The organism is Asanoa sp. NPDC050611 (assembly GCF_040654855.1).
Lineage (GTDB): Bacteria > Actinomycetota > Actinomycetes > Mycobacteriales > Micromonosporaceae > Asanoa.
The window spans coordinates 1-18,099 of the sequence record NZ_JBFAIU010000048.1 but is presented as its reverse complement, the minus strand read 5'-3'; the positions used below and the strand labels follow the sequence as shown (position 1 = coordinate 18,099).

General features: G+C 71.0%; 14 protein-coding genes and 2 pseudogenes. 4 read left to right on the top strand and 12 right to left on the bottom strand.

Annotation, left to right across the window (positions count from 1 at the left end; translation table 11 throughout):
* Nucleotides 1-851 (bottom strand): annotated as a pseudogene (locus AB0H87_RS10505) (hypothetical protein); the annotation flags it as partial.
* Nucleotides 829-2,664: a GNVR domain-containing protein gene (locus AB0H87_RS10500; RefSeq protein WP_360142491.1), complete on the bottom strand. Its 1,836-nt coding sequence runs from the start codon at nt 2,662-2,664 to the stop codon at nt 829-831. The pseudogene AB0H87_RS10505 and the gene AB0H87_RS10500, both read right to left, overlap by 23 nt.
* 185 nt (nt 2,665-2,849) lie before the next feature.
* Here AB0H87_RS10500 and AB0H87_RS10495 point away from each other — a divergent pair, with 185 nt between their 5' ends.
* The gene (locus AB0H87_RS10495; RefSeq protein WP_360142489.1) at nt 2,850-4,781 is read left to right on the top strand and encodes a PT domain-containing protein; all 1,932 of its coding nucleotides are present in this window, start codon (nt 2,850-2,852) and stop codon (nt 4,779-4,781) included.
* 48 nt (nt 4,782-4,829) lie between these two features.
* On the opposite strand, the gene AB0H87_RS10490 is transcribed toward AB0H87_RS10495, so the two are convergent.
* The 3 genes from AB0H87_RS10490 to AB0H87_RS10480 all read right to left on the bottom strand — a co-directional run bounded on the left by AB0H87_RS10490 (nt 4,830) and on the right by AB0H87_RS10480 (nt 6,447).
* Nucleotides 4,830-5,294 (bottom strand): SRPBCC family protein, encoded by a 465-nt coding sequence (locus AB0H87_RS10490; RefSeq protein ID WP_360142487.1) that lies wholly within the window; start codon nt 5,292-5,294, stop codon nt 4,830-4,832.
* A 1-nt stretch (nt 5,295) separates the two neighbouring features.
* Nucleotides 5,296-5,619 (bottom strand): metalloregulator ArsR/SmtB family transcription factor, encoded by a 324-nt coding sequence (locus AB0H87_RS10485; protein ID WP_360142485.1) that lies wholly within the window; start codon nt 5,617-5,619, stop codon nt 5,296-5,298.
* Nucleotides 5,620-5,760: 141 nt separating this feature from the next.
* Nucleotides 5,761-6,447, bottom strand: a complete 687-nt coding sequence (locus AB0H87_RS10480) for a hypothetical protein (protein ID WP_360142483.1) — start codon at nt 6,445-6,447, stop codon at nt 5,761-5,763.
* Nucleotides 6,448-6,570: 123 nt separating this feature from the next.
* Between AB0H87_RS10480 and AB0H87_RS10475 the strand changes: the two genes are divergently transcribed.
* Nucleotides 6,571-7,146, top strand: coding sequence for a TetR/AcrR family transcriptional regulator (locus AB0H87_RS10475; protein WP_360142481.1), 576 nt, complete (start codon nt 6,571-6,573; stop codon nt 7,144-7,146).
* A 307-nt stretch (nt 7,147-7,453) separates the two neighbouring features.
* Here the strand turns inward: AB0H87_RS10475 and AB0H87_RS10470 are convergent, their stop codons facing one another.
* Nucleotides 7,454-8,248 carry a metallophosphoesterase family protein gene (locus AB0H87_RS10470; RefSeq protein ID WP_360142479.1) on the bottom strand — a complete coding sequence of 265 codons (795 nt, stop codon included), beginning with the start codon at nt 8,246-8,248 and terminating at the stop codon, nt 7,454-7,456.
* A gap of 5 nt (nt 8,249-8,253) precedes the next feature.
* A complete protein-coding gene (locus AB0H87_RS10465) occupies nt 8,254-9,282 on the bottom strand; it encodes a S66 peptidase family protein (RefSeq protein WP_360142477.1) in 1,029 nt (342 codons plus the stop codon).
* Nucleotides 9,283-9,425: 143 nt separating this feature from the next.
* Between AB0H87_RS10465 and ppc the strand changes: the two genes are divergently transcribed.
* Nucleotides 9,426-12,218 carry a phosphoenolpyruvate carboxylase gene (gene ppc / locus AB0H87_RS10460; RefSeq protein WP_360142475.1) on the top strand — a complete coding sequence of 931 codons (2,793 nt, stop codon included), beginning with the start codon at nt 9,426-9,428 and terminating at the stop codon, nt 12,216-12,218.
* Nucleotides 12,219-12,255: 37 nt separating this feature from the next.
* On the top strand, nt 12,256-12,990 hold the full coding sequence (locus tag AB0H87_RS10455; protein WP_360142473.1) for a hypothetical protein: 735 nt from the start codon (nt 12,256-12,258) through the stop codon (nt 12,988-12,990).
* Here AB0H87_RS10455 and AB0H87_RS10450 read toward each other — a convergent pair.
* From AB0H87_RS10450 to fmdA, 5 genes and pseudogenes are all read right to left on the bottom strand, one after another.
* Nucleotides 12,987-13,697: an ABC transporter permease subunit gene (locus tag AB0H87_RS10450; RefSeq protein WP_360142471.1), complete on the bottom strand. Its 711-nt coding sequence runs from the start codon at nt 13,695-13,697 to the stop codon at nt 12,987-12,989. The two genes, AB0H87_RS10455 and AB0H87_RS10450, sit on opposite strands and share 4 nt — an antisense overlap.
* Complete coding sequence (locus tag AB0H87_RS10445) at nt 13,697-14,605, bottom strand: ABC transporter ATP-binding protein (RefSeq protein WP_360142469.1); 909 nt, start codon at nt 14,603-14,605, stop codon at nt 13,697-13,699. Before AB0H87_RS10445 ends, AB0H87_RS10450 begins: the two co-directional genes overlap by 1 nt.
* Nucleotides 14,602-15,471, bottom strand: a complete 870-nt coding sequence (locus AB0H87_RS10440) for an ABC transporter permease subunit (RefSeq protein ID WP_360142467.1) — start codon at nt 15,469-15,471, stop codon at nt 14,602-14,604. Before AB0H87_RS10440 ends, AB0H87_RS10445 begins: the two co-directional genes overlap by 4 nt.
* Nucleotides 15,464-16,378, bottom strand: a complete 915-nt coding sequence (locus AB0H87_RS10435; protein ID WP_360142465.1) for an ABC transporter ATP-binding protein — start codon at nt 16,376-16,378, stop codon at nt 15,464-15,466. The genes AB0H87_RS10440 and AB0H87_RS10435 overlap by 8 nt, the downstream gene beginning before the upstream one ends.
* A 301-nt stretch (nt 16,379-16,679) precedes the next feature.
* A pseudogene (gene fmdA / locus AB0H87_RS10430) lies at nt 16,680-17,929 on the bottom strand (formamidase).
* Nucleotides 17,930-18,099: the final 170 nt, after the last annotated feature.

Sequence of the window (18,099 nt, the reverse complement as noted above, 5' to 3'; positions counted from 1 at the left end):
AGGGCTTCCTCTACGTCGAGGCCCGGACCACCGAGGGCAACCAGTCCGATCCAGAGTCCGCGGTTCAGCGAGATCACCACGGGGATCACCGAGACGGCGAGGCAGGCGACCGCGAGCACCCGGGTGCGGCGCCGGGCGGCCGCGCCGAACACGGCCGCGCAGAACCAGACCATCAGCAGGCAGAAGTTGTTGCCCCAGGTGTTCGTGTAGCCCCAGGGCGCGGCCGGGCGGGGCCGGTCGTCGCCGAGGATGTCGTGGATCTGGGCGGCGTACGGGTGGACGAGGCTGCGGATGAAGCCCTTGTCCCGGATGTGGTCGGGCAGCAGCAGCTCGATCGGCGAGGTGAACTCGAACGTGCCCGCGAAGACGCCGAGCAGCCCGCCGGCGACCGTGACGACGAACAGCCACCCGAGCTGCCGGACCAGCTTGACCAGCGGGAGCTCGCGCTCGTTGAGGTTGCCGGCGTAGAGCAGCACGACGGTCAGGGCCGCGTACTCGCCCAGCCGGAACAGCGCGCCGGGGATCCGGGCCAGCCCGCGCTCGGGCACGGTGCCGGTCGGGTCCGCGCCGAGCACCGCGACGCCGATGACCAGCACGGCCAGGAAGACGACCCAGAACAGGAACCCGGGTGGCAGCCGGACGGCGCGGCCCGCGGCCTGCGCCTTGAGCAGGTACCAGGCCATCGGCACCGCGGCCAGCGGGAAGATCAGCACGCCGAGGCCGAGGGCCCACCACAGGGGATAGAGCAGCAGGATTCCGGACAGCGGCCAGGCCGGCAACCAGACTGCCGCCGCGAGCGGCCGCCACGCGCGGGCGTGGCGGCCGCGGTCACGAAGCGGTGTGCTGACCATTGTTGGCGGCGCGGTCCATGTCGCGGAGCGTGTCGTTGTCGAGCCGGCGCAGCACCGCGGTGTCGGGGTCCGGCTCGTGCTTCGCGCGGGGGTGGGCCGTGCGGTTGCGCAGGCCGCCGGCCACGTTGATGCCCGCGGCGCTCAGGTCGCCCGAGTCGTCGACCGTGGCTCGCGGCCGGGCCCGCGGGACGTCCCGCGCGCGGGTCACGTCGCCGCTCTCGTCGAGGTCGCGCAGGTCGTCGAAGTCCGGCCCGTCGTCGTCGAGGTTGAAGTCGGCCTCGTCGTCGCCGTGCTGTGTCTCGGCGCCCGGCGTCAGCCGCGGGATCACCACGGTGCCGAGCAGCGGGGTGCCGACGCGGGTGAGCTGGGCGACCGCGTCGACGACCTCCGGCCGGCGCGTGCGCCGCAGCTCGACGGTGAGGATCGCGGCGTCGGCCAGCCGGGCCAGGCTCTGCGCGTCGGCGCTGCTGGCCGTGGACGGCGCGTCGATCACGATGTACCAGTCGCGGCGCCGGAGCTGGGCGAGCGCCTGGCGCAGCGCCTGCGACTGGAGCAGCCCGCCGGCGCTGCCGGTGCCGCCCGTGGTGACGACGCGCAGCGACGGCACGCGTGGCGCCCGCTGCACGGCGGCGCGCAGCGGGACCTTGCCGGTCAGCACGTCGCCGAGGCCCGGCGTGGCGCCGACCCCGAACAGCCGGGCCAGCGGCGCGGCGTCGACCAGGCTGTCCGGCAGGTGGGCGCCGAGCAGCACGACCTCGCTGCCGCTGCGCGCCATGGCGGCGGCCAGGTTCGCGGCGACCAGGGTGGACGCGACGCCCCGGCTGGCACCGCTGACGACCACTACGCGGTCCTCGGTGCGCAGGCTGGCCAGCACCTCGTTGCGCAGGCGGTTGAAGGTGCGGCCGCCGGCGGCGTACGGCTGGAAGATCTCGTCGAGGTGCGGCCCGGAGGCGATGGTCAGCTCGGCCAGCACGGGCACGCGGGCGACCCGCTCGACGTCGCCGGCCGCCCGTACGCGCCGGTCGAGCCGCTCCCGGACCACGGCGATGGACAGGCCGAGCAGCAGCCCGAGCATCGCGCCGGTGGCCAGGTTGAGCTTCTTGTTGGGCTTGCTCGGCGTGGTCGGCAGCTGAGCGTCGCTGATGATCTTGCCGGCGCTGACCGTCTCGGTGGTCAGGTCGTTGAGCTTGCCGCTCAGCGAGTTGAGCTGGCTCTGGTTGGTGCTGCGCTGGCTCTCCAGGCTCGGCCGCGACGCGCTCCCGTCCGACAGGCCGGACAGCTTCGAGTTGATCTGGGCCAGGTTCTGGTTGAGCTGCTTGACCTTGGCGGTCAGCGCCGAGATCTGTGCGTCGATCCCGGCCTGGGCGCTGGCCTCGCGGTTGCGCAGGTACGCCTCGGCGAAGGCGTGCGAGCCGGCCTGGGCGCGGGCGGGGTCCGCCGCCTGGTAGGTGATCTCCAGGACGGCGGTGTTCGGCGGGACGGTCACGGAGACGCCCTTCGCCAGCACGTCCGGCGGGTCGCCGGCGCGGAGGAGCTCCGCCGCGCCGACCGCGATCTGGGTGGAGGCGACCAGTTGGGCCTCGGTGTCGAGGTTGATGTCGCCCTTGGTCCGGCCGCCGGCGACGTTGGTGTCCTGGCCGGCGGGTTGCACCAGCACCGAGGTGACCGACTCGTAGGTCTTCGGCATGACCTGGGTCGCGGCGAAGGCGGCGCCGATGCCGAGCCCGCACCCGAGCACGACCAGCCACCACTGCCGGCGCAGCAGGCCGAGGTAGTCGGACAGGTCGGGGGCGTTGGGGCCGGTGGTTTCCACGAAGTATTAAACGGGCGTCACGGGTCTCGCGTAACTCGCCCGTCGGGGGACGAATGGTACAAACGGCTGAGCCGTCAGTCACCCAGAAAAACGGCTAATGCTCCCAAGTAGCTGATTTTGACTAAAGTCCGTCTTATGCACCATCAGCCACGCCGATGGGCAGGCGTCACGATGGAGGGAATTTGATGGCCAGACCACTCGGAGCCAGACCGTGGCGCGTGCCCGCCGCGGCCATCGGCGGACTGACCGCCCTCGCCGTCCTGCTGGGTGTGGGCGGCGCCTTCGGTTCCAGTCCCGACCTCCGGCTGGCGGCCAGCGCCGACGGCTATGCCACGACCACCGGCGAGAGCCCGCGCGGCAGCAGCATCCAGCTGGTCGCCGGCCAGCTGGGCGCCGGGGCCGCGGTCACCTACCTCAAGTTCGACGTCGGCAGGCGGGCCGACCGTGCGCCGGCCCGCGCCGAGATCACGTTGACCCGGCGCGCCGGCGAGCTGCCACCGCTGCTGGAGATCAGCGAGGTGCCGGGCACGTCGTGGCGCGAGGACGGGCTGGACCGGCGGGACGCGCCGCCGCTCGGCTCGGTGATCGCCACGGCCCAGCCCGGGCCGTCCGACCGGACCGTGCGGTTCGACGTGTCATCGGCGGTCAAGGGGCGGGGGACGTACGCGTTCGCGGTCACCGCGGCCGGTGGCGGGCTCGCGGACTTCTTCGACGCGGACGGCGTGCGCACCGCGGAGCGTCTTGCCGCACCGACGCTGCGGGTGTCATGGCAGGACGCGGTGCTGCCGTGGACCGGGGTCGGGCTGGCGGGCCTGCCGGAGTTGCCGTCGTTCCCGCGGCCGAGCCTGCCGCCACCGCCCGACCTGCCGGACCTGCCTGGGGTGCCGGACCTGCCTGGGGTGCCGGACCTGCCCGGCGTGGCGGATCTGCCCGGCGTGCCGGACCTCCCGGGCCTGGACCTGCCTGACCTGCCCGGGGTGCCGTCGGACCCGACCGACGATCCGACCGATGACCCCACCGACGAGCCGACTGACGATCCCACGGACGACCCGACTGCCGTCCCGACCAACGACCCGACGGACGACCCGGCGCCGACCACGGATCCGACGACGGACCCGACCACGCAGCCGACCACCGGGCCGGTCTCGCCGACCCCCGAGCCGGCCGCGCGGTGCAGGGTCGGTGCGAAGCTCGTACCCACGTGTGGGGTGCTCTGGGGTGTCGCGCCCGGTGCGCACACCGACCAGCCGCGCGACCAGGCGCTGGCCGACTTCGAGTCGAACACCCGCCGCACCCAGGCGATCTACCACGCGTACCACCGGGGAACCGAGATCTTCCCGACCTCGATGGAGATGCGGATCGCCCGCGACCCGGCGAAACCGCGGCTGCTCTTCCTCAACTGGAAGCCGAGCGCGAGCTGGGCCAAGATCGCGCGCGGCGACGAGAAGACCGACAACTACCTGGACAAGCTGGCCGAGCACATTCGCGACAACTTCACCGAGCCGTTCTTCTTCACCGTGCACCACGAGCCGGAGAACGACGTGAAGACGGCCAGCGGCTCCGGCTACACGGCCAAGGACTACCGGAACATGTTCCGGTACGTCATCCAGCGGCTGCGCGCGCAGGGCGTGACCAACATGGTCTCGGTGATGGTGCACATGGCCTACATCCCGTGGCTGACGAAGTCGTGGTGGCCGGACCTCTACCCGGGCGACGACGTGGTCGACTGGCTGGCCTGGGACGTCTACGCGCACAGCGAGCCCGGCAAGTACGGCTACGGCGATTTCGCGGAGCTGATGAACCGCAAGTCGAGCAGCGCCCCGAACTGGCCGGGTTTCTACAACTACGCGGCCACGAAGCACCCGAGCAAGCCGTTGATGGTCGCCGAGTGGGGCGTCTGGTACTCGTCCAAGAGCCCCAACCACATGGCCGAGGTGTACGACTCGGTGGCCAAGCAGATCTCGCTGTTCCCGCGGCTGAAGGCGCTCGTCTATTTCGACACGCCGGCCGACCAGAGCGGAAAGGACTCGCGGGTCACCCGCACGTCGAGCGGCCTGGCCGCGTACCGCCGGCTCGGTCAGGAGCCCACGTTCCAGGTGGATGTTTCCCGACGCTGACAGCGGGGAGGCCCGGTCCGGTGTGGACCGGGCCTCCGTGGGGCCGGTTCAGGACAGCTTGGCCAGGTAGTCGGCCAGGGCGTCGTAGGACTGGCCGGCGCCTTCCGACATGCCGGAGTCGATCATGCCGTCGCGCTCCTCCTTGGTGTCGAACCGGGTCACGCTGGTGACGGTGGTCTTGCCGCCCTCCTCGGTCAGCTCCAGCGTCTCCTCGCAGACCTTCCCGGGCATGCCCTCGAACTCGAAGGTCTGCACGATCCGGTCCGGGGCCTGGATGTCCCGGTATTCGCCCCGGAAGGCCCAGTCGCCGTCGGGCGCGTGCTCGACGAAGCGCCAGCGACCGCCGACCCGGAAGTCCATCTGGATGTCGAGCGGGTTGCCCCGGCCCCACCAGTGCTTGATGTGCTCAGGCTCGGAGTGCGCCGCGAACACGAGGGCCTTGGGCGCGTCGAACACCCGGACCATCTTGACCTCGAGGTCGGACGGCGTGGTCACGGTCAGGTTGCCGGTCATCTCAGTTCTCCCTCTGGATCCGTTTCAGGTATTCACCCAGCTCGTCGTAGCGCTCTTCCCAGAAACGCCGGTATTCGGTCACCCAGTCGGCGACCTCGCGCAGGGGTGCCGCGTCGAGTCGGCACGGGCGCCACTGCGCTTCCTTGCCCCGAGTGATCAGGCCGGCCTTCTCGAGCACCTTCAGGTGCTTGGAGACCGCCTGGAGGCTGATCGGGAACGGCTCGGCGATCTGGTTGACCGTCGCCTCGCCCTCCGCGAGCCGGGCCAGGATCGCCCGCCGGGTGGGGTCGGCGAGAGCGCTGAAGACCTCGCTCAGCCGGTCCACGGTCGCCGCCCTTCTCAACCACTCGGTTAATTAACTTCTAGGTTGAATATGCTCCTCGGGGCCCGCGGTGTCAACCCGGTTCGCCGAAATGGGTGAGTGCCCGGGTCCATGGTTCGGACCCGGGCACTCGTCGCGTTTTCGTCAGGCGTACGCCGGTGCCTGGTGGCTCGGGTGTTGCTCGGAGTTCTTGACCTTGCGGGCGCTCCGCAGGACGCTGATGCTGACCGCCAGGGTCCACAGGCTCCAGACGGCGCCCATCGTGGCGGTGGTGCCCCAACCCTGCGCGCTGTAGAAGTCCGCGGCGTCGTCGCCGAAGAAGACCGCGGGCACGAAGGCCAGGTTGACCGCGGCGAGGACGTACGCCGAGCGACCCACCCAGGCGGGCAGGAAGCGCAGTCGGCTCACGGCGATCCCGAGTGCGATCAGCAGCAGCGCCATCAGGAAGCGCGAGATCGCACCCTGCATGAGGTACTGCGCCGCGGCGAACGGCCCCTCGGTGGTCGTGTCGATGTCGAGGTCGACGGAGATGGCGGCGCCGGCCTCCATCGACTGCGGCACGAAGACCATGGCCACCCAGAGCACACCCGCGGTCTGGACGACGGTGGCCAGCCAGTCGTAGCGCGGGTCGACCGTCCGGATCAGGTGCCGCAGCCCCGTGAAGAACACAAGGTAGAGCGTGCATCCGGCGATCCCGATCAGGCTGCGGGTCAGGATGTCCCAGTCGGGCGGGACCTCGTAGATGAAGTAGAGCGGCACCTGCCCGACGATGAACAGGCTGGCCAGCAGGCCGAAGACGCCGGCGGTGCGGCGGGTTGCTGCCTCGCTCACAGCGAGTCCTTTCGATTGGTGTGGCGTTGATGTGACGAGACGTCTCGTCTCGTTGTGACGCTAGGCCTCTCCTGGTGCATCCGTCAAGACGAACCGTCTCGTCTTGTTGCTAGCATCTGTGGCATGACGCAGCCGAACCAGGACCGCCGCAGCGAACGCGCACGCCAGGCGATCATCGAGGCGGCCCTGGACCTGTGCCGCGAACAGGGCCTCGCCCGCACGACGATCGAGGAGATCGCCAAACGGGCGGGAGTCGGCAAGCAGACGATCTACCGCTGGTGGCCGTCGAAGGCGGCGGTGGTCGAAGACGGCGTCAACGAGATGGCCGGCACGGCAACGGACTTCCCGAACACGGGCGACCTGCTGGCGGACCTACGCACCCAGATGCTGGGCGTGGCGAGCATCCTGGCGAGCCCACGCTTCGCGCCGTACCTGAGCCTGATCGGCGCGGCGCAGGACGACCCGGACCTGGCCAGTTCGTTCCTGGACGGGCTGGTCAAGCCACGCGTGGGCGCGGCCCGCGAGCGCCTGCGGGCGGCACAGGAACAGGGCCAACTCCGCGCGGACGCGGACCTGGACGACGTGGTGGAGCTGCTGTACGGCCCGATCTACTACCGGGCCCTGCTTCGCACGCGCCCACCCTCGGCGGATCAGGTCGACGAGATCCTCCGGCTCGCCTTCGCGGGCCTGACTACGTAGGCCGCGCCCGATTCGGCAGCGCGTTCGCGGTCCGCAGCCAGCGTCCGCCGAATAGAAACGGCCCCCTTACGGGGGCCGTCGGGCCAGGGCGACTAAGCCCTGGCGGGGTGAGTCAAGTTTAGCGGAAATCGACGTCAATCTGGCGGTGGCGATGGTGCGCGACGCCCTGTTGGACCGCTTAGACACGGCATTGCTGGTCTCAGCCGACGCCGATCTCGGCCCTGCCATCACCAACGTCCACAACCTCTCCGTCGGCAAGCCGGCGAAGGTCACGCAGGCCCGGCGGTCCGCCACTCGAACGCCCCGCCTATTGGAGCTGAGCGGGCCGCCGGTGGTATTTGGGGCCGTCGGGGTCGTGCATTTCGCCGCGGTAGATGCCGTGGCGGAGCTCTGAGGCGTAGCCGTCCCACTCCGGCATGCCCATGTCCCTGGCCACCGCGAGTTCGGCCTCGGCGTCGTAGGGCACCCGGACGAACTGGATGGCGAACGGTGCCTCGGCCGCCGATCCGAAAACGCCCTCCAGGATCACGTACACCGGTGTCGGGTCGTCCATCGCGTTGCCGACGCTGCCGGTGTTGAACAGCGTCCGTCGTGCCCGGTCGACCTCGTAGAACGGGTCGTGCGTGTCGCCGTAGCCCACGACCGTCGGCGGCGGGCCGTCGCCGGTGGCCGGGGTGTTGGCGAACATCCCGAGGAACTCGCGCTCGTCATGGTCGAACCGCACCCGGTTGTGGACGCTCGTCGACGACGCGTGGAACAGCCGCACCCGCCGGCCGCTGAGCAGGAAGTCGTAGCTAAAGGGCAGGCCGCGCAACCAGTCACCCTGGCCCTCGCCGAGCTGCGCCAACCACCAGGCCATACCCTCGGTGTCGTACGTCCGTGCCGGGTCGGGCAGGAAGTCGTCCCAGTTGCCGAGGATGTTGACCTCGCAGCGCCGCCGGCAGACCTCGACCACCTCACGCCCCCGCGGGCCCTTGCCGACGTAGTCGCCCAGGTTGAAGATCCGCTCGATCCCCCGCCCCTCGATGTCGGCCAGCACCGCCTCCAGCGCGGTCAGGTTGCCGTGGACGTCGGACACGAGCGCGATGCGGTCGAGGCTCAAGATCGTCAGTACCTGACCGAGATGCGGCGGGTGTCGGCGTCGACCCGGGCCTCGCCGCCGTAGGGGAGGACCAGTTGCGGGTCGGTGTGGCCGATGTCCAGGTCCAGGACGACCACCGCGTCCGGGGCGTATTCGCCTGCCGCCCGCAGCACCGCCGCCCGCTGGTCCTCCGCGTAGGCCCGCTTCGCGTCCGGGCCCAGCTGGTTCAGGCGGTCCCAGCACTTCGCCCGGCCCGCCAGGATCGCCGGGCAGTCGGACAGCCAGCCTCGTTCGCCCAGGTTGCGCAGCATGTAGTAGACCTCGGTCGCCGGCGGCATGTCTTCCGACGTCTCCATGAAGAAGATCGCGCCGGGCGGTGGTGGCGCGACCACGTCCGCCGCCAGCAGCCACGTCAGGACCTCGATGTTGCCGCCCCACAGGCGGCCGCTCACCGCGCCGCCGGCCGCGCCGTGCCAGCGCCAGCCCGTCGACGGGAACATCGGCTGCGGGATCGACGCGTAGGCGGGCGTCTGCCAGTCCACCGGCTCGTCGCTGTAGTCCGCTGACGCCGTCAGCTCGAACCAGTCCGACGTGAACAGCGCCGCCTCGAACGACGCGCGGGTCAGCGGATGCATCTCGCCCGACCGGCCCAGCTGCACCAGGACGGAGCCACCGTGGTAGCCGACGATGCCGAGGCCGCTGAGGTAGTTGAGGAGCGTGGTGTTGTCCGAATAGCCGAAGAACGGCTTCGGGTTGGCGCGCAGCACCGCCGGGTCGAGGTGGCGCAGGATGCGCAGCTGGTCGTCGCCGCCGATGCTCGCCAGCACGGCGGAGATCGACGGGTCCGCGAAGGCAGCCTGCACGTCGCGGGCCCGGTCCACCGGCGACGCGCCCATCACCCGGGTGGTGGGATATTCCACCGGCTCCAGCTCGAACTCCTTCCGCAGGCGTTCGAGCCCCAGCTCGTACACCGTGGGAAAGATCGCCGGAAGGCCCGCGGACGGTGAGATCACCGCGACGCGTGAGCCGCGGCTCGGCTTGGGTGGGTAATCCATGTAGGCAGGCTAGCCAGCCTCGCAAACGGGATTAACCGCGCAATCCGCGCGGTCTACACCGCACGGCCGGCGGGCCCGCGCAGGTACCATCATCAAGCACGGGACAGCGCTGTCCGCCCTGCACCGCCGTAAGGAGCGCACCCGTGTCCGACCCCACCGGTCCGACCACCCCCGACGACCCGGACGCCGCCCTTCGGGCCGACATCCGCAGGCTCGGCACGCTGCTCGGCCACACGCTGGCCCGGCAGGAGGGCCGTCCGCTGCTCGACCTGGTCGAGGAGATCCGCGCCCTGGTCCGCAGTGACGCCGAGGCCGCGGCGACGCGACTGAGCTCGATGGACGTCACCACCGGCACCAAGCTCGCCCGTGCCTTCTCCACCTACTTCCACCTCGCCAACATCACCGAGCAGGTGCACCGCGCCCGGGAGCTGCGCCGGCAGCGGGCGACCCAGGGCGGCTGGCTCGACCAGGCCGCCAAGTTGATCGCCGAGCGCGGCGTGCCCGCCGACGAGATCGCCGCCGCCGGCCGCCGGCTGGCCGTGCGGCCCGTGTTCACCGCGCACCCCACGGAGGCGGCCCGCCGGTCGATCCTGTCCAAGCTCCGCGCCGTCGCCGACGAGCTCGACGCCGAGGCCGCCGAGAGCGTCCTCTACGGCGCGCCGCCGCACGCCGACGACCGGCGCCTCGCCGAGCTGCTCGACCTGCTCTGGCAGACCGACGAGCTGCGGCTCGACCGGCCCGACCCGACCGACGAGGCGCGCAACGCGATCTACTACCTGCGCGACCTCTACGCCGACGCCGCGCCGCAGGTGCTCGACGACCTGGCCGACACGCTGCGCCGGCTGGGCATCGAGACCTCGCCGACCGCGCGCCCGCTGACGTTCGGCACCTGGATCGGCGGCGACCGTGACGGCAACCCGTTCGTCACCCCGGCGGTGACCCGCGACGTGCTGCTCATCCAGTACGAGCACGGCATCCAGGCCACCGAGCAGGCCCTCGACCACCTGATCAACGAGGTCTCGGTGTCCCGCCGGCTGCGCGGCGTCTCGCTCGACCTGTCCGCGAGCCTCGCCCGCGACCTCGACAACCTGCCCGAGGTCGCCGAGCGGTTCCGCCGGGTCAACGCCGAGGAGCCCTACCGCCTCAAGGCCCGGTGTGTGAAGGCGAAGCTGGCCAACACCCGGATGCGGCTCGCCCGCGGGACCGCGCACGTGCCGGGCCGCGACTACCGCGGCAACACCGAGCTGATCGCCGACCTCGAGCTGATGCGCGCGTCGCTCGCCCGCAACGCCGGGCAGCTCACCGCCGTGGGCAAGCTCGCGAGCGCGATCCGCACGATGTCCGCGTTCGGCCTGCACCTGGCCACCATGGACATCCGGGAGCACGCCGAGGCCCACCACCTGGTGCTGGCCCAGCTCTACGGCCACGTCGGCGAGGTGGCCGACTACCGCACCCTGCCCCGCGACGAGCGCACCAAGCTGCTCGCCACCGAGCTGGGCGGCCGCCGCCCGCTGGCCGGGGTCGGCACCGCGCTGACCGACGGCGCGCGCAAGACGTTCGACGTGTTCACCGCGATCCGCGAGGCCCAGGACCGGTTCGGCCCCGAGGTCATCGAGTCCTACATCATCTCGATGACGCTGGGCGTCGACGACGTGCTCGCCGCGGCCGTGCTCGCCCGCGAGGCCGGCCTGGTCGACGTGCACGGCAACCGCGCCGACATCGGCTTCGTGCCGTTGCTGGAGACGCCGGCCGAGCTCAACGCCGGTGGTGAGCTGCTCGACGAGCTGCTGTCGCTGCCGGCCTACCGCACGCTGGTCCGGGCCCGGGGCGACGTGCAGGAGGTCATGCTCGGCTACTCCGACTCCAACAAGGAAGCCGGCATCACCACCTCGCAGTGGTCCATCCACCGGGCGCAGCGCGCGCTCCGCGACGTCGCCGCCCGCCATGGCGTACGCCTGACGCTGTTCCACGGCCGCGGCGGCACCGTCGGCCGGGGCGGTGGCCCGACCCACGAGGCGATCCTGGCCCAGCCCTACGGCACCCTCGACGGCTCGATCAAGGTCACCGAGCAGGGCGAGGTCATCTCCGACAAGTACACGCTGCCCGCGCTGGCCCGGGAAAACCTGGAGCTGACCGTGGCCGCCGTGCTGCAGGCGACGCTGCTGCACACCGAGCCGCGCCAGCCGCAGGAGATGCTGTCCAAGTGGGACGACACGATGGACGCCGTGTCCGCGTCCGCCTTCGCGGCGTACCGCGGTCTCGTCGAAGATCCTGACCTGCCCGACTATTTCTGGGCCTCGACGCCGACCGAGCTGCTCGGCGCGCTCAACATCGGCTCCCGGCCGGCCAAGCGGCCCAACGCCAACGCCGGTCTGGGCGGGCTGCGGGCGATCCCGTGGGTCTTCGGCTGGACGCAGTCACGGCAGATCGTGCCCGGCTGGTTCGGCGTCGGCTCGGGCCTGCAGGCCGCCCGCGCCGCCGGCCTCGCGCCCGTGCTCGCGGAGATGCACGGTGAGTGGCACTTCTTCCGGACGTTCCTCTCCAACGTCGAGATGATGCTGACGAAGACCGACCTCAACATCTCGCGGCGGTACGTGGAGACGCTGGTGCCCGAGCCGCTGCGGCGGATCTTCGAGACCATCGAGCAGGAGTACGAGCTGACGAAGCGCGAGGTCCTCGCGATCACGGGTTCCCCGGCACTGCTGGAGAACAACACGGTGCTGCAGCGCACGCTCGCCGTCCGTGACTCGTACCTCGAGCCGCTGCACCACCTGCAGGTCGCCCTGCTGCGGCAGTACCGGGACTCGGGCGCGGCCGGCCGCACGGTCGCCACCGCGCCCGGCGGCCGGCGGGCGCCCAGCGACAGCCAGGCCCTCGAGCGGGCGCTGCTGACCACGGTCAACGGCATCGCGGCCGGGATGCGCAACACCGGCTGATTGTTTTCTGTCGGCCCCGCCTGCGACCATCGACACCATGACGGGGGTTGATGTGTCGCGGCGGGTCAGGCCGCGGTTGGTGCCCGCGGTGCGGGTCGGGCTCGCCCTGCTGTGGGTGGTGTGGGCGGTCGCGGCCTGGTGGACCGCGCCGCGCGCCGCCACGCTCGACGAGGCCCGGTCCGACGCCGCGGCCGGCCGGATCGTCGCGCACCAGTGGACCGACTCCTTCGGCGTCGCCGACAACCTATGGTTCGCCCGCCTCCGGTTCTCGATGAGCACCGACGGGCCGGGCCAGGTGCTGGTCTGGCGCACGGGCTTCGGCCGGGTGCACCACACGCTGATCCCTGATGTCGTCACCGAGCCGGGCCTAGGCGGTGACGTCGTGGCCGATCCCGACCCGCTCCACGCCGCGCTGCCGGACAGTCAGCGCGGCACGGTCCTGCCCTACTTCCCCCCGGTCCTCGCTGTGGTGATCGCGCTGATCTGCCTGGCCATCCTGATCCAGGGTCCGGCGCCGAAGCTGGGCACGCGATGGTTCTGGTTCTTCCTGGGCGGCCTGCCGTTCGGGCTCGGTGTGCTGCTGTGGCTACGCGTCGAACGCCCGTGGGCCGAGCCCGAGGACCCGGCCCCGGACAGAAAGACCGGCCAGCCCAAGCGCTACGGCGGGCTGACCGGTCTAGGACTGACGATCCTCGGCGGGATCGTGATCTCGCTCCTGGTCGCGCTGCTACGCGGCCTGCCGGAGTGGGCGGTGCCGAGCGCGCTGCCCTAGCTGGTCTCGCCCGTCACCGAGAACGACTGCAGGCGGCGGATGGCCAGCGCCAGGAAGCCGACCGTGACCACGATGCTCATCACGATCGCCACCGGCACGGAGACGTTGCCGCTGAGCAGCGGCGAGGCCGCGGCCTTGTCGGCGATGGTCAGCGCGTACTGCTGCACCGAGAGCACCCGGGTGCCGCTGACGAGGTTCGACAGCAGGCCTTCCCAGACGATCACGTAGACGAGCCCGAGCAGCACCGGCCGGCGGGACATCAGGCTCAGCGCCACGAAGATCGTGCAGTAGAGGATCGCCCCGACCGTGGAGCCGACGACCAGACCCAGCCCGAGCCGCGGCCCGGAGGCCAGCGCCCCGACGATATAGAACGGGACCGCCGCCGTCACCGCGGTGACCGCGATCGCGACCAGCAGCTTCGGCACGACGATCCGCCACCGCGCGAGCGGCTTCGACAGGATGTGGGTGATCGTGCCGTCGTCGATCTCCGCCCCGAGCACGCCGGTGCCGACGATCAGCGCGACGATCGGCAGCAGCGTGGTGAACCCGAGCGCGACCACGACGGGCTGGGTCCAGTCCGACGCGCTCACGCCGCCGAACCGGGGGATCAGCGCGATGCCCACCATCAGGATCGGCAGCGGCAGGAGCAGCAGGAACCGCCGCCGGCCGAGCAGGCCGCGCGAGGTGATCCAGGCGACCGTGGACATCAGGCCTCCACCAGGTAAGAGAACACGCTTTCCAGGGACTCGTCGGAGGGCAGCAGCCGGCGCACCCGGATGCCCTCCTTGAGCGCGATCCGGGGCAGGGCCCGGGTGAAGCTGCCGTAGTCGCCGGCCCGCACGGTCAGCCCGTCGCGGGTCAGGTCGACGCCGTTGACCGAGGGCTGGTGCATGAGCGCCACCGCGAGCCGCCGGTCGTCGGTCGACTGCACCGCGAACACGTGCGGCCGGTTGGTCATCAGCCGGCGGATCGTCCGGTAGTCGCCGGACGCGGCGAGCCGGCCCGAGACCATCACCTGCACGGTGCCGGAGAGCTGCTCGACCTCTTCGAGGATGTGCGAGCTGAACAGGATGGTCCGGCCCGCCTGGCCGAGCCGGTGCAGCAGGTCCATCATGTGCATCCGCTGCCGCGGGTCCATGCCGTTGAACGGCTCGTCGAGCAGCAGCACGTCGGGCTCGTGCACCAGCGCCGCGGCGACCCGCGTGCGCTGCCGCATGCCCTTGGAGTAGGTGCCGATCCGGCGGTCCTTGAACTGCGTCATCTCGACCAGGTCGAGCGCCCCCGCGGTCGCCGCCGCCGGGTCGGGCAGGCCGTGCAGTTTCGCACTGACCAGCACGAACTCCTCCGCGGAGAGGTACGCGTGCACCGACTCGCGCTCGCTGACCAGGCCGAGCCGGCGGTAGACCTCCGGGTTGCGCCAGGTCGCCTCGCCGTCGACGGTCAGCGTGCCCCGTGACGGCGGCAGGAAGCCGGCCATCATGTGCAGCAGGGTCGTCTTGCCGGCGCCGTTGGGGCCGAGCAGCCCGGTCACGCCGGGGCCGAGCGACATGGTCACGTCGTTGACGGCCACCACGTTGCCGTACCAGCGCGACACGCCAGTTACTTCGACAGTCATGACTGCGAGACCTTCCGGTAGCGGCGCAGCAGCAGCGTGACGCACAGCGCGACGAGCAGGACGGTGACGAGGGCGTACAGCGGGCCGAACGAGCCGATGCTGACCTCGGCCTGCGCGTCGGTCGGCTCGAAGAGCCAGTCGCCGACGCCGCCGACCAGGGTGGCCGGGTTGACCATCTGGGCCAGCTCGCGGGCGGTCTGCGACGGCAGGATGAACAGCACCCCCATCACCGGCGTGGTGACCAGGAACGTGCCGACGATCGCCGCGGCCGCCACCGCGCGCCGCTTGAGCAGCGAGGCGACCAGGATCGCGATGCTGGCGAAGACGACCGCGTACAACGCGGTGTAGATGATCCCGAGCCCGGCGTCGGCCAGCTCGTTCATCACGTTGCCGAAGCCCTTCACGGAGAACGCGGCACCGATGAAGATCAGGATCTGGCCGCCGCCCCAGACCAGCACCACGCCCGTGGCCAGCGCGGCCAGCTTGGCCAGCGCGTAGTCGGCGGGCCGCAGCGGCCGGGAGAAGTAGAGCGGGAGCACGCCGCTGTGCAGGTCGCGGGAGACCAGCTCGGGCCCGGCGATCGCCACGAACAGCACCATCAGGGTGCTCAGGTACTGCGGGTACTCCGCGTACTTCATGATGACCTCGCCGGTCTGCGCCCGGATGGCCATCACGACGATGCCCACGATCGCGGCCACGCCGACCACGAACCACGGGAAGATCTTCGCCTTGAAGTTGCGGCCCAGGCCGAACACCGTGCGCAGGCTCTGCGTGTAGAGAGCCAGGAACACGTCGCGCCGGCCGAGCCGCGCACCCTCGTACCGCTGATATCCGATGTCGTGAATGACACCCGCGGGGCTAGACATGCGCGGCCTCCCGGTCGGCGAAGAGCTCGGCCACCCGGTGGCGGCGCTGGTCGAGGCGGTGCAGCGGCAGGTCCAGATCCGCCACGGCGGTCAGGATGCGGTCATAGGTCAGATCGTCTTCCAGGGGTACGAGCAGCGCGTGGTCCTCGCGGGTGACCGGCAGCCGCATCTCCCGCAGCCGCGCCTCCAGCTCCTCGCTGCCCTCGCTGACCTCGACGACCAGCACGTCGGTCGAGGTGGTCATCGCGGAGACGTTGTCGGAGCGGAGCAGCCGGCCGCCGTCGATCGCGATCAGGTGGTCGCAGATCCGCTCGACCTCGCCGAGCAGGTGGGAGCAGACGACGACGGAGATGCCGAACTCGGTGCCGATCCGCTGCACGAGCGCGAGCATCGCGTCCCGGCCGGCCGGGTCGAGCCCGTTGGTCGGCTCGTCGAGCAGCAGCAGATCGGGGTCGTGTACGAGCGCCTGAGCCAGCTTCACCCGCTGCTTCATGCCGGTCGAGTAGCCGCCGACCTGGCGGTAGCGCTCCTCGTAGAGGCCGACGTGGCGCAGTGCCTCGGAGGCACGCTCACGGGCTGTGGTCTTGGGAAGCCCGCTGATCCGGCCGAGGTGGGTCACCAGCTCGGCGGCGGACAGGTCGGGCGGCAGGCTGTCGTGTTCGGGCATGTAGCCGACCCGGGCGCGGACCCCCATCGGGTCCACGGTCGGATCCAGGCCGAGCACTTGTACGCGCCCGGAAGTGGGCGGAAGGAGGCCGAGCAGGATCTTGATCAACGTGGACTTGCCCGCGCCGTTGGCGCCGACCAGCCCGATGATCCCCGGCTCGACGCTGACCGTTAAGTCGGACAGCGCGGTCACCCGGCCGCCGTACGTCTTGGTGAGCGACTCGGTCGCGATGAGTGTCACGCGCCTCAGCGTATGACCCAGCGTCACTGCCGTGGATCCGGCGCACCCCGGATCTCGCCATTAAGGGGCGCGGCTGCGTGGGTCCCACTCGACCCTGACGGTACGGTGCTGAGACACTTTGGGCGCGGGATGACAGAGGGGGTTGGGTTTGAGCGAGCGCGGGTGGCTGATGCCCGACGAGATGCTGCGCGACGCGCCGGCGTACAACAGGACATGGAGATCACGGGCTGGTTCGCGCTCGCCGGCGCCCTGCTCGTGCTCGCCGCCGTCGCCCTGGCCCAGTGGTGGAGCCGGACGCAGGTCAGAAGCTCGACTTCGGGATCGCCTTCCCCGCGTTGACCTTCGCCGGGCCGGACGCCGACGGGCGCACGTCGACGTCGAAGATCTCGGTCGGGATGTAGACGGTCGCGCAGGAGTTCGGGATGTCCACGACGCCCGAGAACCGGCCCTCGATCGGTGCCGCACCGAGGATCATGTAGGCCTGCTCCCGGCTGTAGCCGAACGTCGACAGGTAGTCGATCGCGTGCAGACAGGCGCGCTGGAAGGACAGCTGCGCGTCCAGGTAGCGCTGCTCACCGTCGAGCGTCACGGAGACACCGGAGAACGCCAGCCACTGGCAGTACTGGGGGTTGTTGTTGCCCGGGAGGAAGATCGCGTTCTCGCCGACGCCGTACGTCTTCATCCCGCCCTTGATCAGGTCGACGTGCAGGTCGATGAACCCGCCCATCTCGATCGCGCCGCAGAAGGTGATCTCGCCGTCGCCCTGCGAGAAGTGCAGGTCGCCGAGGGACAGGTTCGCGCCCGGCACGTACACCGGGTAGAAGATCCGGGAACCCTTGGTCAGGTTCTTGATGTCCTGGTTGCCGCCGTTCTCCCGCGGCGGTGCGGTGCGGGCGGCCTCGGCCGCGGCGTCGTCGAACGCCGAACCGGTCAGCCGAGCACGGCGTCCCGCGGCTCCGGCGGCAGCGACAGCGGCGGCACCCGGTCCGGGTCGGTCTGCCGCAGCGCGGTCTCCCGCTGGTTCCACTTGCGGAGCAGGTCGGCCGACGGCGCGGTGCCCATCAGGCCCGGGTGGATCATCCCGGTGAAGGTGACGCCCGGGATGTGCCGCGAGGTCGCCACCTGACCGGCGAAGTCCCAGATCACCTTGTACGCGTCGGGAAAGTGGTCGGTGAGGAAGCCGCCGCCGTTCTGCTTGGCGAAGATGCCCGTGTAGCCCCAGCCCTGCCCGGCCAGCGGCCCGGAGTCCTCCTGCGGGATCGGCCCGACGTCGAGGATGTCGACCATGAGCAGGTCACCGGGTTCCGCGCCCTGCACGGCGAACGGCCCGCTCAGCGCGTGCACTGTGGACAGTGGCGCGTCGCGTACGTCGTCGGCCGAGTCGTCGTTGTGTATCGCGCCGTCGAACCACTCGCGGCAGTGCACTCTGAACGTGGCACCCGGCCGGACCGTGGCCACCGGCGGCACCGCCGGATGCCAGCGGTTGTGGCCGACCTTCTCCTGCTCCGTGAACCGCCTCGTCGAGTCCAACCCAAAGATCACCTCGGGCATGGGCCTGCTCCTTTTCCCCCGCACCGCGCCCTTATGACGCGCCGTCGCTCACCATCTGGGCAGTCCGCGGGGCACCGCCGCCGGCGCGCTGCGCGTGCCGGGCACGCGGGTGACCACCCGCGGCGTCTCGGCGCTGCGCCCGGCCTGCTCGATCGCGGCGTCCACCGGGC